Here is an 18,795-nt window from a genome sequence, read left to right as displayed (position 1 = left end):
CGTTTCTCGCTCATTTAATCTTCAGGTTGAACTGCTATTTTACCCTGTTCCACGCGGAACATCTTGCCCTTTTCGTCGCTCATGTCGATTACATGCTCGACACCGATGGCACTGACGAATACCTGAGCCTGAGTGGCTTTTAAACGCTCCGCTAACAGGCGACGACGCACGTCATCCAGCTCCGAAGCAAAGTCATCAATCAGGTACAGGCAGCGACGTCCACTGCTGCGCGTCAGGTATTCCCCCTGCGCCAGGCGCAGTGCGCACATCAGCAGTTTTAACTGGCCGCGTGAGAGTAAATCTTCTACCGGCGTCCCTTCGGCACGAATACGGAAATCCGCTTTGTGCGGGCCGCTGGCGGTGTATGTCAGCGCGCGATCGCGCTCGAAATTGCGCTCCAGCAGTTCGCCGTAGTCGCTTTCCTTGTCCCAGCCACGCTGGAAGGAGAACGCCAGTTCAAATTCCGGCAAAAACTGGGCGCAGGTGGCGGTGATTTCGCTGGAAATCGCTTCGCTGTATTCAGCTCGCCAGGCGCTGATTTGCTCCGCCAGCGGCACCAGCTCCTGATCCCACGGGCGAATCTGGCTGTAACGCGTGACCTGACGCAGTGCGGCGTTGCGTTGCTTCAGCAAACGGCGCAGATTGCTCCAGGCATGGAAAAAACCATGGGCAGCATGAAAACAGCCCCAGTCGATATAGGCTCTACGGTATTTGGGGCCACCGTTGAGCAAAGTAAACCCTTCCGGCGTGATTAACTGCATCGGCAGCAATTGCGCCAGTTCAGCCACTTTATGGCCGTCGCTGCCATCAATACGCACCTTGCTTTCCCCGGCGCGATTTTTGGTGAGTCCAACCGCCAGCTCGCGCTCACTGCCCTCGATACGGCCATGTAACACAAAAGCCTGTTGATCGTGGCGTATCACGCGCCCGGCTTGCAGGCTGCGAAAAGCACGACCATGCCCCAGGGTATAAATAGCCTCCAGCACGCTGGTTTTGCCGCTGCCGTTGGCACCTACGAGGAAGTTAAATCCTGGCGCTAAGGTCAGATCGGCCTGCTCGATATTGCGAAAATCTTTAATCAGGAGGCGGGTTAAAGCCATCAATCAATCCAGCTTTGAGGGGGGTTCACCTAACTTTGGCGGCCCAGGGCGTAAACGGCGAAGCTAGTTTGTGCACGGCCAGCGCGCAATCCCCTGGGAGCATACTAAAGTATGTGACCAGGGGTGAGCACTGCCCGGGTACAAAATAGCGAGTAAGTTAGCCCGATATTTTCTAAAGACGCATAGGCATGACAACGTATGCCGCTGCCGGACTGGCGACATCTTCGATCTGCACGCTGGAGACAGAATCGGTCAGCAGCAGGCGGACGTTTTCGCACTTCAGCGCATTCAGCACATCCAGCACGTAACTGACGTTGAAACCAATCTCCAGTTCACTGCCGTTGTAGCTGACATCCAGCATCTCTTCCGCCTCTTCCTGTTCCGGGTTGTTGGCGGTGATTTTCAGCTGATTTTCGGTGATATAGATACGAACACCGCGGAATTTCTCGTTCGACAGGATCGCCGCACGGGCAAACGCCTGCTTGAGCAGATCGCAACCGGCTTCCAGTGCTTTGTCGGGATTCTTCGGCAATACGCGGCGATAATCCGGGAAACGGCCATCAACCAGCTTCGATGTAAAGATAAAATCGCCGACATGCGCACGGATGTTGCTGCTGCCAATCTGGACCTGCAACGGCGTTTCGCCGCCGTCGAGCAGACGAACCAGCTCAATCACGCCTTTACGCGGTACGATCACCGAATGGTCAGGTAACGCCTGGCCTATCGGCATCGAGCAAACCGCCAGACGGTGGCCGTCGGTCGCCACGGTACGCAGTTCTTCCCCTTCGGTTTCAAACAACATGCCGTTGAGATAGTAACGTACGTCCTGATGCGCCATCGAAAACTGTGTCGCTTCGATCAGACGCTTCAGCGTGGCCTGCGGCAGGGTAAATTCTACTTCGCTCTGCCAGTCATCCAGATTCGGGAAGTCACTGGCAGGCAGCGTGGAAAGCGAGAAACGGCTACGCCCAGAACGCACCAGCATTCTGTCGCCTTCCAGTGTCAGGGAGATCTCAGCACCATCCGGCAAACCACGACAAATATCGAGGAATTTACGCGCCGGGACGGTGGTTGCACCAGGTTCATGCGGCTGCGTTAACGCAACGCGGGCCACCATCTCCATTTCCAGATCGGTGCCGGTCAGCAACAAAGTGCCGTCATTTACCTGCAGCAGTAAATTTCCGAGGATCGGTAGCGTCGGACGCCCACCGAGCGGACCGCTGACCTGTTGCAGCGGTTTCAGCAACTGCTCACGTTCAACAATAAATTTCATAGCGTCAGGAAGATAAAGTTCGAATGAGGTTAGAGAAATCTTCTTTGATGTCGTGGCTTTCTTCACGCAGCTGCTCGATTTTACGGCAGGCGTGTAGCACGGTGGTATGGTCACGGCCACCAAACGCATCACCAATTTCCGGCAGGCTATGGTTGGTTAGCTCTTTCGCCATCGCCATCGCCATCTGGCGCGGACGCGCTACCGAGCGCGAACGGCGCTTGGACAGCAAATCGGCCACTTTAATTTTGTAATACTCCGCCACCGTCTTCTGAATATTGTCGATGGTGACCAGCTTTTCCTGCAACGCCAGCAGATCGCGCAGCGCTTCACGTACGAAATCGATAGTAATGGCGCGACCGGTAAAGTTGGCGTTGGCAATCACGCGGTTCAACGCGCCTTCCAGCTCACGGACGTTGGAACGCAGACGCTTAGCAATAAAGAACGCCACTTCACCCGGCAGGCGGATGTCGTTTTCATCGGCTTTCTTCATCAGGATAGCGACACGCGTTTCCAGCTCCGGCGGCTCGATCGCCACCGTCAGTCCCCAGCCAAAACGCGACTTGAGACGATCTTCCACCCCGTTGATCTCTTTCGGGTAACGATCCGACGTGAGGATGATCTGTTGATTGCCTTCCAGCAGCGCATTGAAGGTGTGGAAAAACTCCTCCTGCGAGCGCTCTTTATTGGCAAAGAACTGGATATCATCGATCAGCAGGGCATCGACAGAACGATAGTAACGTTTGAACTCTTCAATGGCGTTGTTTTGCAGGGCTTTCACCATATCCTGCACAAAACGCTCGGAATGCATATAGACCACTTTGGCATTGGGCTTACGCGCCATGATGCCATTCCCCACCGCATGTAACAGGTGGGTTTTGCCCAGACCGGTGCCACCATACAGGAACAGCGGGTTGTAAGCGCCACCCGGATTGTCAGCCACCTGACGTGCCGCCGCGCGCGCCAGCTGGTTAGATTTACCTTCGACAAAGTTGTCAAAGTTGTGGCGGTTATTGACGTTGGAACGGTAAGTCACATCGGCCGGAGCAGGCACAGAATCCCAGCTGGGACGCAGCGTTTGCGCCGGAGCCGGGCGGTTTTGTGTCGGAGCTGGCGCGCTGACGCTGGCCATCGCAGGCTGGCTGGTAGCGACCTGCGCCACCGGACGCGTGCCGACCTCAAAACGCAGCAACGGCACATCCGCACCGCAGAATTCATTCAGCAGCCCATTGATACTGTTGAGATATTTATCCCGAACCCAGTCGAGTACAAACCGATTTGGTGCATACAAGGCGAGCGTATTGTCGTTCAATTCAGCCTGCAGCGGACGAATCCACATGCTGAATTCGGTGGCAGGAAGCTCATCCTGCAAACGGGCAAGACACTGTTGCCAAAGCGTAAGTGACACGGCGGACTCCACTCGTACAAAATCGATAAGAATTTTAGGCGCTAATAAAAGAAACGTTCGTTTTTTGACACAGGCGATCAGAAAGCGCCCGCGACCGCTATCCGCGGTAGTCTCCCCGTCGATCGCAGTGCGGATCGTCAGCGGAAGGGCGGATCATAGCGCAAAGCGGCACAGAGATCTTCCCTTTCTACACAGTTTTGATCCAATTTATCCACAGGGTAGTGGCGCGCTAAAGAGTTTACGCTTTCTGGCGGAAAAGCGAGCGGGGATCAGGATGAAAGCTGCAAATTTTCTGGCGGCATCTCGTTTTCTGTGCAAAAAATCCGCGCCTTGATCGCAAGAAGATCCTGCGCGATCCTTGCGCTTTGCCGTATAGCCCGTATAATTCTCCACCCCGGCGTTGTCGCGTTTAGCCCAATGCCCGGAAACAGCGGGCTGTATCCGGGTTTTCCTGGTACCGCGACCAGCGAAGTAAATTGACTCTGGACTGTACAATTATTACAATCCCGCCTCTTTATTAAAGACACATTGAGGCGTCGGTCGTTTTACTGGCCCGAATACGCGTCACCCAGTGAAAATTTTCAAGTTTAGGTAGAAACCGCCATGAAACGCACTTTTCAACCGTCCGTACTGAAGCGCAACCGTTCTCACGGCTTCCGTGCACGTATGGCTACAAAAAATGGTCGTCAGGTTCTGGCACGTCGTCGTGCTAAAGGCCGTTCTCGTCTGACCGTTTCTAAGTAATAAAAGCTAACCCTCGTGGTTAAGCTCGCATTTCCCAGGGAGTTACGTTTGTTAACTCCCACTCATTTCACTTTCGTCTTCCAGCAGCCACAAAGGGCTGGCACGCCGCAAATCACCATCCTCGGCCGCCTTAATTCGCTGGGGCATCCCCGCATCGGTCTCACCGTCGCCAAAAAACATGTAAAACGCGCCCATGAACGTAACCGGATCAAGCGATTGACCCGCGAAAGCTTTCGTCTGCGCCAGCATGAACTGCCAGCGATGGATTTTGTGGTCGTGGCTAAAAAAGGGGTTGCTGACCTGGATAATCGTGCGCTGGCGGAAGCGTTGGAGAAATTATGGCGTCGTCACTGTCGCCTGGCTCGCGGCTCCTGATCGCCCTGATACGCGTGTATCAACGCGCCATCAGCCCACTGCTGGGACCTCATTGCCGGTTCAATCCCTCCTGTTCGCAGTATGGGATTGAGGCATTGCGTCGCTTTGGGGTAATAAAAGGCAGTTGGTTGACGATTAAACGCGTATTAAAATGCCACCCTTTGAACCCGGGTGGCGACGATCCTGTGCCGCCAAAAACCTTTGATACCAGAGAACATTAACGATGGATTCGCAACGCAATCTCTTTCTCATCGCTTTTCTGTTCGTGTCTTTTATGATCTGGCAAGCCTGGCAAACGGACCATGCTCCGCAGCCGCAGCAAACCCAGACCACGCAGACGACCAACAGCACAGCGGGTGATGCCGCCTCTTCCGGCGTTCCCGGCAGCGGCCAGGGCAAAACGATCACCGTTAAGACTGATGTCCTGTCATTGAACATCAACACCCGTGGTGGCGACATCGAGCAGGCTTCACTGCTGACTTACCCGGACAAACTGGGTTCGGATGCACCATTCCAGCTGCTTGAAACCACCCCAGCGTTCATCTATCAGGCACAGAGCGGCTTAACCGGCCGTAACGGTCCGGATAATCCGAACAATGGCGCGCGTCCACTTTTCACCACCACTCAGGATCACTTTGAGATGGCGGAAGGCCAGACTGAGCTGCGCGTACCGCTCACCTGGACTGGTGAGAACGGTGTGGTTTACACCAAAACCTTCGTGTTCAAACGCGGTGAGTTCGCCGTGAATGTTGACTACAACATCAACAACACCAGCCAGCAACCGCTGGAAGTGGCGATGTTTGGTCAGCTGAAACAGACCATCGAAGTGCCGAAGCACCGTGATACCGGCAGCAACAACTTTGCTCTGCATACCTTCCGTGGTGCAGCGTACTCAACCAGCGATGCGAAATACGAAAAATATAAATTCGATACCATCAATGATAATGAGAACCTGAACACCACCACCAGCAATGGCTGGGTGGCGATGCTGCAACAGTACTTTGCCACCGCATGGGTGCCGCGCACTGAAGGCACCAACACCCTGTACACCAGCAATCTGGGTAACGGCGTTGCCGCCATCGGTTATAAATCAGCACCGGTCACCGTCGCACCTGGCGCGCAGCAGAATCTCGGCGCGACCCTGTGGGTTGGCCCGGAAATTCAGGACCAGATGGCAGCTATCGCGCCTCACCTGGATCTGACGGTGGATTACGGTTGGTTGTGGTTCATCTCTCAGCCGCTGTTCAAGCTGTTGAAGTTCATCCACAGCTTTATCGGTAACTGGGGCTTCTCCATCATCGTTATCACCTTCATCGTTCGTGGCATCATGTACCCGCTGACCAAAGCGCAGTACACTTCGATGGCGAAGATGCGCATGCTGCAGCCGAAGATTCAGGCTATGCGTGAGCGTCTGGGCGATGATAAGCAGAAGATGAGCCAGGAGATGATGGCGCTGTACAAAGCGGAGAAGGTGAACCCGCTCGGTGGCTGTCTGCCGCTGGTGATTCAGATGCCAATCTTCCTTGCCCTGTACTACATGCTGTCAGGCTCGGTTGAACTGCGTCACGCGCCGTTTATTCTGTGGATTCATGACCTGTCCGCGCAGGACCCGTACTACATCCTGCCGGTTATCATGGGTATCACCATGTTCTTCATTCAGAAGATGTCACCGACCACCGTGACCGATCCGATGCAGCAGAAGATCATGACTTACATGCCGGTTATTTTTACCGTGTTCTTCCTGTGGTTCCCGTCAGGTCTGGTGCTGTACTACATCGTCAGCAACCTGGTCACCATCCTCCAGCAGCAGTTGATTTATCGCGGCCTGGAAAAACGTGGTCTGCATAGCCGCGACAAGAAGAAAGCGTAACGCCCAGCTCCTGCGAGCAAGGACGTAAACATCGGGGCGGCATTTATGTCGCCCTGTTTTTTTTTGCAAAGAAGGTGAATCATGAGCCATAGCGATACCATCGTCGCCCAGGCAACGCCACCCGGCCGTGGCGGCGTCGGCATTCTGCGTATCTCCGGAGCAAAAGCGGCCGACATCGCGCAAGCCGTGCTGGGTAAACTGCCGAAACCACGCTATGCCGACTATCTGCCGTTTACCGATGCCGATGGCAGCGTGCTGGATCAAGGTATTGCGCTGTGGTTCCCCGGCCCCCATTCTTTTACCGGTGAAGACGTGCTGGAGTTGCAGGGCCACGGCGGTCCGGTAATTCTCGACCTGCTGCTAAAGCGCATTGTGGCCCTGCCCGGAGTGCGCATTGCTCAGCCGGGTGAATTTTCCGAACGCGCTTTTCTGAATGACAAACTCGATCTGGCCCAGGCGGAAGCCATTGCTGATCTGATCGATGCCAGTTCCGAGCAGGCAGCACGCTCGGCGGTGAATTCGTTACAGGGCGCATTTTCCGTGCGTATTAACGCCCTTGTGGAAGCACTCACTTACCTGCGTATCTATGTGGAAGCGGCCATCGATTTTCCGGATGAAGAGATCGATTTCCTCTCTGACGGAAAAATTGAAGCACAGCTCAATGCGGTGATCGGCGACCTGAATGGCGTGCGAGCCGAAGCCCGCCAGGGCAGCCTGCTGCGTGAAGGGATGAAAGTGGTGATTGCTGGCCGTCCCAACGCCGGAAAATCCAGTCTTCTCAATGCATTAGCCGGACGCGAAGCCGCTATTGTCACCGATATCGCCGGTACCACGCGTGACGTGCTGCGCGAACATATTCATATCGACGGCATGCCACTGCATATCATCGATACCGCTGGCTTACGCGATGCCAGCGACGAAGTTGAACGCATCGGTATTGAACGGGCGTGGCAGGAGATTGAACAGGCCGATCGCGTGTTGTTTATGGTGGATGGCACCACCACGGATGCCACCGAAGCCGCCGCCATCTGGCCCGATTTTGTTTCGCGTCTGCCTGCCGAGCTGCCGATCACCGTAGTACGCAACAAAGCCGATATGACCGGTGAATCTCTCGGCCTGTCCGAAGTAAATGGTCACTCACTTATTCGTCTCTCCGCCCGTACCGGTGAAGGCGTGGATACCCTGCGCGATCACCTGAAACAAACCATGGGCTTCAGCGGCAATATGGAAGGCGGCTTCCTCGCCCGCCGCCGCCATTTGCAGGCACTGGAGTTAGCAGCGACTCACCTGCAACAGGGCAAAGATCAACTGCTGGGTGCCTGGGCTGGAGAATTGCTGGCCGAGGAACTGCGTCTGGCGCAACAGGCCCTGAGCGAAATCACCGGCGAGTTCACCTCGGATGACCTGCTGGGGCGGATTTTCTCCAGTTTTTGTATTGGGAAATAACGCTCACCTTCTACTGCTACCTGTTATAACAGGTAGCAGCTGATTTACCTGCTATAGCGTGTAATGCATGCAGCTTTGTTATTTGGCTCCCCCCTGCCTTTGCAGTATAACGATCCCACTGGGTGCAAAAAGTGCACCAACGGATCCCGGTCATTCCTCTATTCATGCTAAACATTAGGCTCAATTTGATGCCTGAAAAGGAGAGAAACATGAGTACACCGCTCGACAGCCTCGCCCTGAATGCGCTGTTCAATGAAGCCCGCACCCACAGCTACTGGCAAAACAAACCGATTTCACAGGACCTATTAAAGCAACTCTATGCGCTGACCGCGCTGGGTCCGACTTCTGCCAACTGCTCACCGGGCCGCTTTGTGTTTGTCACCTCCCAGGAAGGGAAAGAAAAGCTGAAACCCGCGCTCTCTTCCGGCAACCTGGAAAAAACCATGGCAGCTCCAGTGACGGTTATCGTCGCCTCCGATGCGGAGTTCTATGAAAATCTGCCGAAGCTGTTTCCGCACGGCGATGCGCGTAGCTGGTTCACCAGCAATCCGGAGCTGGTTAAAGAGACTGCATTTCGCAACAGCAGTTTGCAGGCGGGCTATCTGATCCTGGCGGCTCGCTCATTGGGGCTGGATGCTGGCCCGATGTCGGGTTTTGATCCGGCCAAAATCAATGAAGCTTTCTTCAGCAACAGCAAATGGCAGGTTAATTTGCTGATCAACCTCGGTTATGGCGAAGCGAGCAAACTGCATCCGCGTCTGCCACGCCTCGGTTTTGACGATGTCTGCAAATTTGCCTGAGTAAAAAGCGCCGTGACACAGTCTGTCGCGGCGCGATTTATCGCGTGGATTTTATTACCCTAGCGAATGAAAACCGCTATTGAAGTAGACCATCGGTTCTGCCGCTTCGCCCGGCAAACTAATGCCCACAATACGCGCCAGCAACACGCTATGTGTATGCCAGTCCACCACTTTTTCCAGCTGACAATCAAAACTCACCAGCGCATCAGCCAGCACCGGCGCGCCAGTAGTCAGGGTTTGCCAGTCGCCGTGCTGAAAGCGCTCAGCGCGACGTGATGGCTGACTGAACTGCGCGCAAAGCTCGGCATGGTGCTCACGCAGCACGTTAACCGCAAAATATCCTGCCTGCAGAAAACCCGCATGGCTGGAGGAGCTTTGGTTGATGCAAACCAACAGGCTGGGTGGTTCTGCCGCCAGTGAGCTGACCGACGACGCAATCAGACCAAATTTCTCATCGCCTGATTGTGTGGTGACCAATGAGACGCCTGCACTCAGGCGGCGCATACCAAAACGAAAGTCATCGAGTGAGATCGATTCCTGGGAAGATGAAGTAACTGACATAAAAACTCCGACGTGCATGATTCTGCGATGAAGCACAGCTGAAACCCGGCAATTATAATTTTCTCATCAGCCTGCTTTTTTAATGCCCAAATCCTACACTACATCGCCCCATTCAGCATCTAATCAGGCATTTATCAGCAAACAAGCTGGATGATATGGCTACTGGCGCGGCCTCAGCGCATGGTCATGATGTTCGGCGTTATCTGAAATTCAGGGATTCCACGTAATGCCGGATGCAAAGACATGAGAAAATTCTTACAATAGCTGTGATGATTATCCGACCATTTTCACGGAGCGACAGATGGCTAGTCATTTTGTTCGTTGGATGGGTAACCCGCCCCTCTCCTCTGAGACAATGCGGGTTCCACAGGATGTAATTAATAGCGCGCAACGTCTGCCCGATAAGCGCCGCGGCCGCTTTCTTGCCGCTCGTGAGCTGCTGGCGCAGCTGATGTTGCGTATTTACGGTATCAATGAACTGCCGCTGCTTGTAACCACCAGCAGCGGTCGGCCTTGTTTTGCCGATTCCGCCCTGCCTGATTTCAGCATCGCCTATGCCGGAAATATGGTGGGTGTTCTGCTGGCTGAAGAAGGTGGCCGGGCTGGGCTGGATATGGAAATCGTGCGCGCCCACAGCCGTCAGACGCAGGATGCCCTCACCCAGGACCTCTCTTCCGGGGAGAAAGCCTGGATTAATGCGCAGCAGGATTTTATGGAAGCGGTGACGCAGATCTGGACGCTACGCCAGAGCATTCTCAAACTCACCGGCGAAGCGGAAAGCGGTATCGATTCATTGCGGCTCCATCCCGCCGCAGGACGCCTGCGCTCCAGCGTGTTCCCGGATATTCAGGCCGTGTGCGATGCCGAACCGACGCTGGTTTGGTCATGCGCTTTGTCACCCGGTACGGAACGACTTCGGTTGTGGGAAATTGATGGCGGCTATCAATGGCAGCCGCTACGCGATGTGGAGATGAGTAAACCGAATATCGGTCCACGCACCTTGCGTCTGACCAGTTTACCGAGCGAACGCACTACACCGCAGGAAATCGGTCATCCATAATAAGACAGGCCGCTTATGCGGCCTGTTTAGTTTTAGTGGGCGTCAACAAACACGATTTTCAGTACAAACAACAGCGCCACCACCACTACGCACGGGCTGATTTCCCGCCAGCGTCCCGTTCCCAGCTTCATCACGCAGTAAGCGATAAAGCCCAGCGCAATGCCTTCCGTAATCGAGAAACTGAACGGCATCATCACTGCGGTGACAAACGCCGGAACCGCTTCAGTAAGATCGTCCCAGCGCACGCGTGACAATGACGCCGTCATCAGCACGCCGACGTAGATCAAAGCGCCCGCAGCCGCGTAGGCGGGCACCATCGCCGCCAGCGGTGACAGAAACATCACCAGCAGGAACAGGATACCGGTGATCACCGCCATCAGCCCGGTACGGCCACCAATCGCCACGCCCGAAGAACTTTCGATATAGGCGGTAACCGATGAAGTACCAATCAGCGACCCGGCCACTGAGCTGACGCTGTCAACAAACAACGCCTGCTTCATCCGCGGGAAGGTGCCTTTTTCATCGGTCAGCCCGGCTTTGTCGGTTACGCCAATCAGCGTGCCGGAGGAGTCAAACAGGTTGACCAGCATGAACGAGAATATCACCCCGGCCATCCCGATATTCAGTGCACCTTTGATATCGACCTGACCCACCACGGAGCCCACAGACGGCGGTGTCGCGAACACGCCGGTAAACTTCACATCGCCCAGCAGCAGGCCAATCACGGTGGTCACCACAATCGACACCAGCACCGCCGCATGGATATTACGTGAAGCCAGAATGGCAATGATGAAGAAGCCAAGCGCGCCCAGCAACACGCTATGCGAAGTCAGGTTACCCACGGTGACCAGCGTGTCGGCATTTGGCACGATGATACCCGCATTTTTCAGCCCCATCATGGCGATGAACAGCCCGATACCGGCCGTGATGCCCACGCGCAGGCTCAGCGGGATATTGGCAATCATCCAGTAACGCACGCGCAACAACGTGAGGATTAATAACCCCAGCGCGCCCCAGAAGATTGCCCCCATACCGATCTGCCACGAATACCCCATCGCGCCGACCACGACAAAGGCAAAGAAGGCATTCAGCCCCATCGCTGGTGCCAGTGCGACCGGCAGATTAGCCACCAGCCCCATCAGGATGCTGCCAAATGCGGCAATCAGACAGGTGGTGACAAACACCGCCTGGGTATTCATACCCGCGGCACCAAGGATTTGCGGGTTAACGAAGACGATGTACACCATCGTCAGAAAGGTGGTGAAACCGGCGATCACTTCCGTGCGCACGGTAGTACCGTGTTCCTGCAACTTAAAAATGCGCTGCAACAGACCCTGCTTGTTCATAGCATTATCCTGCTGAAAAATTTAACGCGCGTATCCTATAGATTTTACCGGCCCAGCACACTGATTTTTCGCAAGCGTTTGCTCGACGCGCGCAGTGGGGTAGAGTGGCAGCTAATTGTTTACCAAAAGGATGATGTGCGATGTCAGTTGAATGTATTTTTTTTGATTGTGACGGCACGCTGGTCGACAGCGAGGTGATCTGTACGCAATCTTACGTCAACACCTTTGCCCGCTACGGTATCGAGCTATCGCTCCAGCAGATGTTCGAAAAATACAAAGGGGTAAAACTGTACGACATCATCCGTGATGTGGCGGCGGAACATCAGGCCGAACTCCCCATCGATGAAGTGGAAACCGCCTACCGCGCCGAAGTGGCCCGGCTGTTTGACTTGCAGCTGGAGCCTATCGCCGGGGCCAAAGCGCTGGTGGAGCAGGTTAAAGTGCCGATGTGTGTGGTATCGAATGGCACAGTGAAGAAAATGCAGCATTCCCTCGGTCTGACCGGCATGCTGCCGTACTTCGCTGAGAATCTTTACAGCGGTTATGACATCAATCACTGGAAACCAGATCCGGAACTGATGTATCACGCGGCGGAGCAAATGCAGGTGCCGATAGAGAAATGCATTCTGGTGGATGATTCGGAAGCGGGTGCCCGCGCTGGCATTGCCGCCGGTATTCCGGTGTTTTATTACTGCGCGGATGCGCATAACCCGGAGCTTGATCACCCGCTGGTGACCCGTTTTGATGATATGGCGCAACTCCCCGACTTGTGGCGCGCGCGCGGTTGGACATTGGTGTAACTGAGCGCATTATCCGTAGCGGCGCGATTTATCGCGCGGGTTTTGATTCACGCGCCCAAAACATTGCGCGATAAATCGCGCCGCTACGGTGTGCAGGTATTGTCAGCCAATCGCGCCCAGTGAATCCTCGTTACCCTGCTTCTTCGGCAGCAAAAACAGCGTTGCCACAATATCCAGCAGATAAATCAGCGCCAGCAGCGTAATCGCCGCAGCGAATGATATTTTCGCAGCCAGTAAACCAATCACCAGCGGCCCAAAACCCCCCACACCACGCCCGAGGTTAAACAACACGTTCTGCGCCGTGGCGCGAGCCTGTGGCGGGAAAGTATCGGAAATTAACGCGCCATAGCCGCCAATCATGCCATTCACAAACATCCCCATCAGCGCACCGGTAAACAGCATCACGGTGGGATCACGCAGCTGAGCGTAAATCACCACCATCACTACCGCGCCAAATTGATACAACAGGAAGATTTTCCAGCGCGCGAAGCGGTCCGCCAGCACGCCAAACAGCCAGATCCCGAACGTCATCCCCACCACGGTGACAGCAGTCCACAGACCGGATTTGGTCAGACTGAAACCGAAGCTGGAGGAGAGATAACTCGGCATCCAAATCATCAGACCGTAATAACCAAAGTTCTGTACCGAGCAGAGGATAAAGATACCCAGACTTGCCTTGCTGGTGGCCCGGTCGCTAAACAGCAAACGGATACGTGCGGCAAACGACAATTGCGGCGTTTTCGCCACATGACGGGTAAATCCTTCCGGTTCCCCCATGCTGCGGCGAATCACAAACGACACCAGCGCGGGCAACAGCCCCACCAGGAACATACCGCGCCAGCCAATCACACTCAGCAGTGCCGGGGTAATAAAGGCTGCCAGCAGCACACCCAGCTGCCAGCCGATGCCTACCCATGCGGAGGCGCGATTACGCTTCTCCTGCGGCCAGGCTTCAGCGATAAGCGCCATGCCGATACCAAACTCGCCACCCAGCCCCATCCCTGCCAGAGTACGGTACGCCAGCAAATCCCAGTAGCCCTGCGCCACTGCGCATAGCCCGGTGAAAATGGAAAACATCAGAATAGTGACGGTCAGAATGCGGATGCGGCCAAAACGGTCGCTGAGATGACCAAAGACAATGCCACCCACCACGGCTCCAATCAGCGTCCAGGTGACCAGCGATCCTGCCTGTGAAGGATCGAGTGCCAGCGATACGCTAATCGCCGGTAACATGAAGCCAAGAATCAGCAGATCGAATCCGTCCATCGCATAGCCACTGACCGCCGCCAACATCGCTTTGGCCGGGGTGACGCTCTGTTTCTTTTTGGGGGAGAGGGGTGACATCAGCAACACCTTGTAATAAAAAGTGCGCCAAGTATAAAGAGCGGAACGCCGTGAGACCAATCAGAAATGAAGATGGCTGCCGCTAATGCAGACAGCCATCAGGCTATCAGGACGGTTTGTTGGTGCCATCGTCGCCGGACAGCAGCTCATCCAGCTTGTCGCCACCAACGTGACGGAAATCCTGTCCCTTCACGAAGTAGAAGATGATTTCGCAGATATTCTGGCAACGGTCACCGATACGCTCAATGGCGCGTGCGCAGAACAGGGCGGTCAGTACACTGGGGATGGTACGCGGATCTTCCATCATGTAGGTCATCAGCTGACGTACAATGCCCTCGTACTCTTTATCCACCTTCTTATCTTCACGGTAGATCTGGATCGCCGCATTAAGATCCATGCGGGCAAACGCATCCAGCACATCATGCAGCATCTGCACGGTATGATGGCCAAGTGATTCCAGGCTCACCAGCAGCGGCAAATGTTGCTGACCAAATTTCTCCAGTGCAGTGCGGCTGATTTTTTCCGCCACGTCACCGATACGTTCCAGCTCAGAAATGGTCTTGATGATTGCCATCACCAGGCGCAGGTCGCTGGCGGTAGGCTGGCGTTTGGCGATGATGCGCACGCAGGCTTCATCAATCTCCACTTCCATCATATTGACCTTCTGATCACCGTCGATAACGCGCTGTGCCAGTTCGCCATCCTGATTATGCATCGCGGTAATGGCGTCGGTGAGCTGCTGCTCAACCATGCCACCCATGATCATCACCTGAGTGCGAATATGTTCCAGCTCCGCGTTGAACTGACCGGAGATATGTTTGTTCAGATTTAAATTATCCATGTGCGTCTCCTGTCAAATCAGCCGTAACGACCGGTAATGTAGTCTTCTGTCTGTTTTTGCGCGGGCTTGGTAAACAACGTATCGGTATCGCTGAATTCAATCAGCTCTCCCAGATACATAAACGCGGTGTGATCAGAACAACGCGCCGCCTGCTGCATGTTATGGGTTACGATCACCACGGTGTAGTCTTGCTTCAGCTCGGTGATCAGTTCTTCGATACGGCCGGTTGAAATCGGGTCCAGCGCCGAACAAGGCTCATCCAGCAGCAGCACTTCCGGGCGAATCGCAATGCCGCGTGCAATGCACAGGCGTTGCTGCTGACCGCCGGAGAGACTGTAACCACTCTGATGCAGCTTGTCTTTGGTTTCATTCCACAGCGCTGCTTTGCTCAGCGCCCACTGCACGCGCTCATCCATATCAGCACGCGACAGCTTTTCAAACAGACGCACGCCAAAGGCGATGTTGTCATAAATCGACATCGGGAATGGCGTCGGCTTCTGGAACACCATGCCAACACGGGCGCGCAGCAGGGCGATATCCTGGCTCGATGCCAGAATGTTGTCGCCATCCAGCAGAATTTCACCTTCTGCACGCTGCTCCGGGTAGAGTGAGTACATTTTGTTGAAGGTACGCAGCAGGGTCGATTTACCGCAGCCCGACGGCCCGATAAATGCGGTGACCTGGTTTTTCGCGATGTCCAGATTGATATTTTTCAGCGCATGGAATTTCCCGTAATGGAAGTTCAGATTGCGCACCTGAATTTTGCCGGCAGAAGAAGTTGCCATACTCATTGCTCGTCTCTCATGTACCGCGCCGCCGAAGCCGCGCCGGGAAATTAGTGTTTGCTCTTGGAGAAAATCACACGCGCCAGGATGTTCAGCAGCAACACGCACAGGGTAATGATCAGCACACCCGCCCACGCCAGACTCTGCCATTCCGCAAACGGACTCATGGCGAATTTGAAGATGGTCACCGGCAGGTTCGCGATCGGCTGCATCATGTCGGTGCTCCAGAACTGGTTCGACAGCGCAGTAAACAGCAGCGGTGCGGTTTCACCGGCAATACGCGCAATCGCCAGCAGCACACCGGTCATAATGCCCGAGACTGACGCCTTCAGGGTGATAGCTGAAATCATCCTCCACTTCGGCGTACCCAGGGCATAAGCTGCCTCACGCATGCTGTCAGGCACCAGACGCAGCATGTTCTCGGTGGTACGGATCACTATCGGGATCTGCAACAGCGCCAGCGCCACCACACCTGCCCAGCCGGAGAAGTGCTGCATCTGCGCCACCACGATGGTGTAAACGAACAGACCCACCACAATCGACGGTGCGGATAACAGGATGTCGTTAATAAAACGAATCACTTCCGCCAGCCAGTGCTTGCGACCATATTCCGCAAGGTAAATCCCCGCCATGATGCCCAGCGGCGTCCCGACGAAGGTTGACCAGAAAATCAATAAACCGCTGCCGGCCAGGGCGTTTGCCAGACCACCACCTGCGGTATTGGGCGGCGGGGTCGATTCAGTAAACAGCGACCAGGATAAGCCATCGATACCGCGCGAAACGGTAGTGAACAGAATCCACACCAGCCAGAACAGGCCAAACGCCATCGTCAGTAACGACAACGTCAGCGCAATTTTATTTTTAGTGCTGCGCCATGCCTGCATTTTACGACGTGAGGCTTCCAGCTCGGCGCGCGCCTGCAATTCAATCGTTGTCATGAACGGGCTCCTTCACTCTTCGCCAGACGCAGGATCATCAGTTTGGAGATCGCCAGCACGATAAAGGTGATAACAAACAGGATCAGCCCCAGTTCCATCAGTGCCGCCACATGCACGCCGGATTCCGCTTCAGCGAATTCGTTCGCCAGCGCCGAGGTGATGCTGTTGCCTGGCATAAACAGCGAAGCGCTGTCGAGCTGGTAGGTGTTACCGATAATAAAGGTGACCGCCATGGTTTCACCCAAGGCACGACCCAGGCCGAGCATCACGCCACCGATAACCCCGTTTTTAGTGAACGGCAGCACGATGCGCCAGATCACTTCCCAGGTGGTGCAGCCGATACCATAGGCTGACTCTTTCATCATCACCGGCGTCTGCTCAAACACATCACGCATCACCGAAGCGATATAAGGGATGATCATAATGGCCAGGATCACACCTGCGGCGAGGATGCCGATACCAAAGGCCGGGCCGGAAAACAACGCGCCGACGATCGGGATATTCGACATGATGTCACCCACCGGCGTCTGGAAATATTGCGCAAACAGCGGTGCGAAAATAAACAGGCCCCACATGCCGTAAACGATACTGGGGATGGCCGCCAGCAGTTCAATCGCCGTACCAAGTGGGCGACGCAGCCAGCCTGGTGCCAGTTCCGTCAGGAACAGGGCAATACCAAAGCTCACCGGAACGGCGATGATCAACGCAATCAGTGAGGTCACGACAGTGCCGTAAATCGGCACCAGCGCACCAAATTGTTCATTAGGCGCATCCCAGGTTTTGGTCCACAGGAAGGAGAAGCCAAATTTCTGGATGCTGGGCCAGGAGGAGAAAATCAGGGAGACGATGATGCCACCCAGCAGCAACAACACAATCAGCGCGGAGAGTTTAACCAGCGCGCCGAAAATCATGTCACCTTGTTTGCCAGGGGCTTTAAACGTCGGCTTAGTGGCAGCCATAGAAGTCTCTGTTCTCAGGGAATGACAGGGCGACATGATCATCATGCCGCCCATTGGGTAGGCCAGCATTGCAGCTGGCCAGGTCTATCAGTTATTCGAACAGCGCTTTGCCTGAACTGTCTTTGATATTGGCTTTCCAGGCAGAACGGATCTGCGCGGTTACGCTGTCTGGCAGAGCGGCGTAATCCAGGCTGGTCGCCGTTTTAGAACCGTGTTTGTAAGCCCAGTCGAAGAACTTCAGCACTTCGCTACCTTTCTCAGCATTCGCCTGATCTTTGTAAACCAGGATGAACGTGGTAGAGGAGATCGGCCATGCATCTGCGCCTTTCTGGAAAGTCAGGTCCTGAGCAAAGGTTTCGCTCCAGTTCGCGCCTTTCGCCGCGTTAGAGAAGCTGGTTTCGCTCGGCGATACCGCTTTACCGTCAGCATCCATCAGTTTGGTATAGGTCAGGTTGTTCTGCTTAGCATACGCATATTCTACGTAGCCAATTGAACCCGGCAGACGCTGAACGAATGCAGCCACGCCGTCGTTACCTTTACCGCCCAGACCGGTCGGCCAGTTTACGGTGTTACCTTTACCGATTTTGCTGTTCCACTCTTCGTTCACTTTAGACAGGTAGCTGGTGAAAACGAAAGAAGTACCGGAACCATCAGCGCGGCGTACCACGTTGATATTGGTGTCAGGCAGTTTCACGCCCGGATTCAGCTTGGTGATTGCCGGATCGTTCCACTTTTTGATGTTACCCAGGTAGATGTCACCAACGGTTTTGCCGTCGAGGGTCAGCTGACCAGATTTAATACCAGGGATGTTAACTGCCAGTACCACGCCACCGATTACGGTCGGGAACTGGAACAGGCCATTTTTTTGCAGATCTTCATCTTTCATCGGCGCATCTGACGCACCGAAATCGACGGTTTTGGCGATGATTTGCTTCACGCCGCCTGAAGAACCAATACCCTGATAGTTGATTTTGCTACCGGTGGCTTGCTGGTATTCTGCTGCCCACTTGGCATAAACCGGTGCCGGGAACGTCCCGCCTGCGCCAGTCAGATCGGTTGCTGCAAAAGCAGAGACCGCGCTTACTGCGAAGGTGGCGGCGAGGATTCGGGCTACGGTGCTACGCATCAGTGTCATGTTCCCTCCAGGG

The 18,795-nt window shown here is 54.9% G+C and carries 19 protein-coding genes; 8 read left to right on the top strand and 11 right to left on the bottom strand.

Annotation, left to right across the window (positions count from 1 at the left end; translation table 11 throughout):
• Positions 1-14: 14 nt before the first annotated feature.
• From recF to dnaA, 3 genes are all read right to left on the bottom strand, one after another.
• Positions 15-1,100: a DNA replication/repair protein RecF gene (gene recF, locus AC6I8X_RS00160; protein ID WP_313686833.1), complete on the bottom strand. Its 1,086-nt coding sequence runs from the start codon at positions 1,098-1,100 to the stop codon at positions 15-17.
• 172 nt (positions 1,101-1,272) lie between these two features.
• The gene (dnaN, locus tag AC6I8X_RS00155) at positions 1,273-2,373 is read right to left on the bottom strand and encodes a DNA polymerase III subunit beta (RefSeq protein WP_299455660.1); all 1,101 of its coding nucleotides are present in this window, start codon (positions 2,371-2,373) and stop codon (positions 1,273-1,275) included.
• Positions 2,374-2,377: 4 nt separating this feature from the next.
• A complete protein-coding gene (gene dnaA / locus AC6I8X_RS00150) occupies positions 2,378-3,778 on the bottom strand; it encodes a chromosomal replication initiator protein DnaA (RefSeq protein ID WP_497840355.1) in 1,401 nt (466 codons plus the stop codon).
• A 603-nt stretch (positions 3,779-4,381) separates the two neighbouring features.
• Here dnaA and rpmH point away from each other — a divergent pair.
• The 6 genes from rpmH to AC6I8X_RS00120 all read left to right on the top strand — a co-directional run bounded on the left by rpmH (position 4,382) and on the right by AC6I8X_RS00120 (position 9,013).
• The gene (gene rpmH / locus AC6I8X_RS00145) at positions 4,382-4,522 is read left to right on the top strand and encodes a 50S ribosomal protein L34 (RefSeq protein WP_003849659.1); all 141 of its coding nucleotides are present in this window, start codon (positions 4,382-4,384) and stop codon (positions 4,520-4,522) included.
• Between the two features lie 15 nt (positions 4,523-4,537).
• Positions 4,538-4,897: a ribonuclease P protein component gene (rnpA, locus tag AC6I8X_RS00140; RefSeq protein ID WP_036625704.1), complete on the top strand. Its 360-nt coding sequence runs from the start codon at positions 4,538-4,540 to the stop codon at positions 4,895-4,897.
• On the top strand, positions 4,861-5,118 hold the full coding sequence (yidD, locus tag AC6I8X_RS00135) for a membrane protein insertion efficiency factor YidD (protein ID WP_084878154.1): 258 nt from the start codon (positions 4,861-4,863) through the stop codon (positions 5,116-5,118). The genes rnpA and yidD overlap by 37 nt, the downstream gene beginning before the upstream one ends.
• Before the next feature lie 2 nt (positions 5,119-5,120).
• Positions 5,121-6,767 (top strand): membrane protein insertase YidC, encoded by a 1,647-nt coding sequence (gene yidC / locus AC6I8X_RS00130; RefSeq protein ID WP_313685505.1) that lies wholly within the window; start codon positions 5,121-5,123, stop codon positions 6,765-6,767.
• Between the two features lie 81 nt (positions 6,768-6,848).
• Complete coding sequence (gene mnmE, locus AC6I8X_RS00125; RefSeq protein WP_313685507.1) at positions 6,849-8,213, top strand: tRNA uridine-5-carboxymethylaminomethyl(34) synthesis GTPase MnmE; 1,365 nt, start codon at positions 6,849-6,851, stop codon at positions 8,211-8,213.
• Between the two features lie 209 nt (positions 8,214-8,422).
• Positions 8,423-9,013 carry a malonic semialdehyde reductase gene (locus AC6I8X_RS00120; protein WP_299455718.1) on the top strand — a complete coding sequence of 197 codons (591 nt, stop codon included), beginning with the start codon at positions 8,423-8,425 and terminating at the stop codon, positions 9,011-9,013.
• 54 nt (positions 9,014-9,067) lie between these two features.
• Here the strand turns inward: AC6I8X_RS00120 and AC6I8X_RS00115 are convergent, their stop codons facing one another.
• Entirely contained in the window at positions 9,068-9,574 is a 507-nt protein-coding gene (locus AC6I8X_RS00115) for a flavin reductase family protein (protein ID WP_313685509.1), read from the bottom strand.
• Positions 9,575-9,875: 301 nt separating this feature from the next.
• On the opposite strand from AC6I8X_RS00115, the gene AC6I8X_RS00110 reads away from it, so the two are divergent.
• Positions 9,876-10,634: a 4'-phosphopantetheinyl transferase family protein gene (locus AC6I8X_RS00110; RefSeq protein ID WP_313685511.1), complete on the top strand. Its 759-nt coding sequence runs from the start codon at positions 9,876-9,878 to the stop codon at positions 10,632-10,634.
• A 32-nt stretch (positions 10,635-10,666) separates the two neighbouring features.
• Here AC6I8X_RS00110 and AC6I8X_RS00105 read toward each other — a convergent pair whose 3' ends face one another.
• On the bottom strand, positions 10,667-11,980 hold the full coding sequence (locus tag AC6I8X_RS00105; protein ID WP_299455724.1) for an NCS2 family permease: 1,314 nt from the start codon (positions 11,978-11,980) through the stop codon (positions 10,667-10,669).
• A gap of 140 nt (positions 11,981-12,120) precedes the next feature.
• On the opposite strand from AC6I8X_RS00105, the gene yieH reads away from it, so the two are divergent.
• A complete protein-coding gene (gene yieH / locus AC6I8X_RS00100; RefSeq protein ID WP_313685515.1) occupies positions 12,121-12,780 on the top strand; it encodes a 6-phosphogluconate phosphatase in 660 nt (219 codons plus the stop codon).
• 102 nt (positions 12,781-12,882) lie between these two features.
• On the opposite strand, the gene AC6I8X_RS00095 is transcribed toward yieH, so the two are convergent.
• The 6 genes from AC6I8X_RS00095 to pstS form a co-directional block, all read right to left on the bottom strand.
• Positions 12,883-14,124 carry an MFS transporter gene (locus tag AC6I8X_RS00095; RefSeq protein WP_497840354.1) on the bottom strand — a complete coding sequence of 414 codons (1,242 nt, stop codon included), beginning with the start codon at positions 14,122-14,124 and terminating at the stop codon, positions 12,883-12,885.
• Between the two features lie 106 nt (positions 14,125-14,230).
• A complete protein-coding gene (gene phoU, locus AC6I8X_RS00090; protein WP_208716984.1) occupies positions 14,231-14,965 on the bottom strand; it encodes a phosphate signaling complex protein PhoU in 735 nt (244 codons plus the stop codon).
• A 17-nt stretch (positions 14,966-14,982) separates the two neighbouring features.
• Positions 14,983-15,756 carry a phosphate ABC transporter ATP-binding protein PstB gene (gene pstB, locus AC6I8X_RS00085; RefSeq protein ID WP_084878133.1) on the bottom strand — a complete coding sequence of 258 codons (774 nt, stop codon included), beginning with the start codon at positions 15,754-15,756 and terminating at the stop codon, positions 14,983-14,985.
• 44 nt (positions 15,757-15,800) lie between these two features.
• Positions 15,801-16,688, bottom strand: a complete 888-nt coding sequence (gene pstA, locus AC6I8X_RS00080; RefSeq protein WP_299455732.1) for a phosphate ABC transporter permease PstA — start codon at positions 16,686-16,688, stop codon at positions 15,801-15,803.
• The gene (gene pstC / locus AC6I8X_RS00075) at positions 16,685-17,647 is read right to left on the bottom strand and encodes a phosphate ABC transporter permease PstC (RefSeq protein ID WP_084878129.1); all 963 of its coding nucleotides are present in this window, start codon (positions 17,645-17,647) and stop codon (positions 16,685-16,687) included. The genes pstA and pstC overlap by 4 nt, the downstream gene beginning before the upstream one ends.
• A gap of 91 nt (positions 17,648-17,738) precedes the next feature.
• Entirely contained in the window at positions 17,739-18,782 is a 1,044-nt protein-coding gene (gene pstS, locus AC6I8X_RS00070) for a phosphate ABC transporter substrate-binding protein PstS (protein ID WP_299455736.1), read from the bottom strand.
• Positions 18,783-18,795 lie beyond the last annotated feature (13 nt).

This window comes from Pantoea sp. X-Soil-TKNS-1280, assembly GCF_059730475.1.
This window is presented reverse-complemented; position numbering and strand designations above follow the sequence as displayed.

Bases quoted from the DNA above. Each gene is read 5' to 3' on its own strand.
- recF (WP_313686833.1), bottom strand. From the start codon at position 1,100: ATGGCTTTAACCCGCCTCCTGATTAAAGATTTTCGCAATATCGAGCAG.
- dnaN (WP_299455660.1), bottom strand. From the start codon at position 2,373: ATGAAATTTATTGTTGAACGTGAGCAGTTGCTGAAACCGCTGCAACAG.
- rpmH (WP_003849659.1), top strand. From the start codon at position 4,382: ATGAAACGCACTTTTCAACCGTCCGTACTGAAGCGCAACCGTTCTCAC.
- yidD (WP_084878154.1), top strand. From the start codon at position 4,861: ATGGCGTCGTCACTGTCGCCTGGCTCGCGGCTCCTGATCGCCCTGATA.
- yidC (WP_313685505.1), top strand. From the start codon at position 5,121: ATGGATTCGCAACGCAATCTCTTTCTCATCGCTTTTCTGTTCGTGTCT.
- mnmE (WP_313685507.1), top strand. From the start codon at position 6,849: ATGAGCCATAGCGATACCATCGTCGCCCAGGCAACGCCACCCGGCCGT.
- AC6I8X_RS00120 (WP_299455718.1), top strand. From the start codon at position 8,423: ATGAGTACACCGCTCGACAGCCTCGCCCTGAATGCGCTGTTCAATGAA.
- AC6I8X_RS00115 (WP_313685509.1), bottom strand. From the start codon at position 9,574: ATGTCAGTTACTTCATCTTCCCAGGAATCGATCTCACTCGATGACTTT.
- AC6I8X_RS00110 (WP_313685511.1), top strand. From the start codon at position 9,876: ATGGCTAGTCATTTTGTTCGTTGGATGGGTAACCCGCCCCTCTCCTCT.
- AC6I8X_RS00105 (WP_299455724.1), bottom strand. From the start codon at position 11,980: ATGAACAAGCAGGGTCTGTTGCAGCGCATTTTTAAGTTGCAGGAACAC.
- yieH (WP_313685515.1), top strand. From the start codon at position 12,121: ATGTCAGTTGAATGTATTTTTTTTGATTGTGACGGCACGCTGGTCGAC.
- AC6I8X_RS00095 (WP_497840354.1), bottom strand. From the start codon at position 14,124: ATGTCACCCCTCTCCCCCAAAAAGAAACAGAGCGTCACCCCGGCCAAA.
- phoU (WP_208716984.1), bottom strand. From the start codon at position 14,965: ATGGATAATTTAAATCTGAACAAACATATCTCCGGTCAGTTCAACGCG.
- pstB (WP_084878133.1), bottom strand. From the start codon at position 15,756: ATGAGTATGGCAACTTCTTCTGCCGGCAAAATTCAGGTGCGCAATCTG.
- pstA (WP_299455732.1), bottom strand. From the start codon at position 16,688: ATGACAACGATTGAATTGCAGGCGCGCGCCGAGCTGGAAGCCTCACGT.
- pstC (WP_084878129.1), bottom strand. From the start codon at position 17,647: ATGGCTGCCACTAAGCCGACGTTTAAAGCCCCTGGCAAACAAGGTGAC.
- pstS (WP_299455736.1), bottom strand. From the start codon at position 18,782: ATGACACTGATGCGTAGCACCGTAGCCCGAATCCTCGCCGCCACCTTC.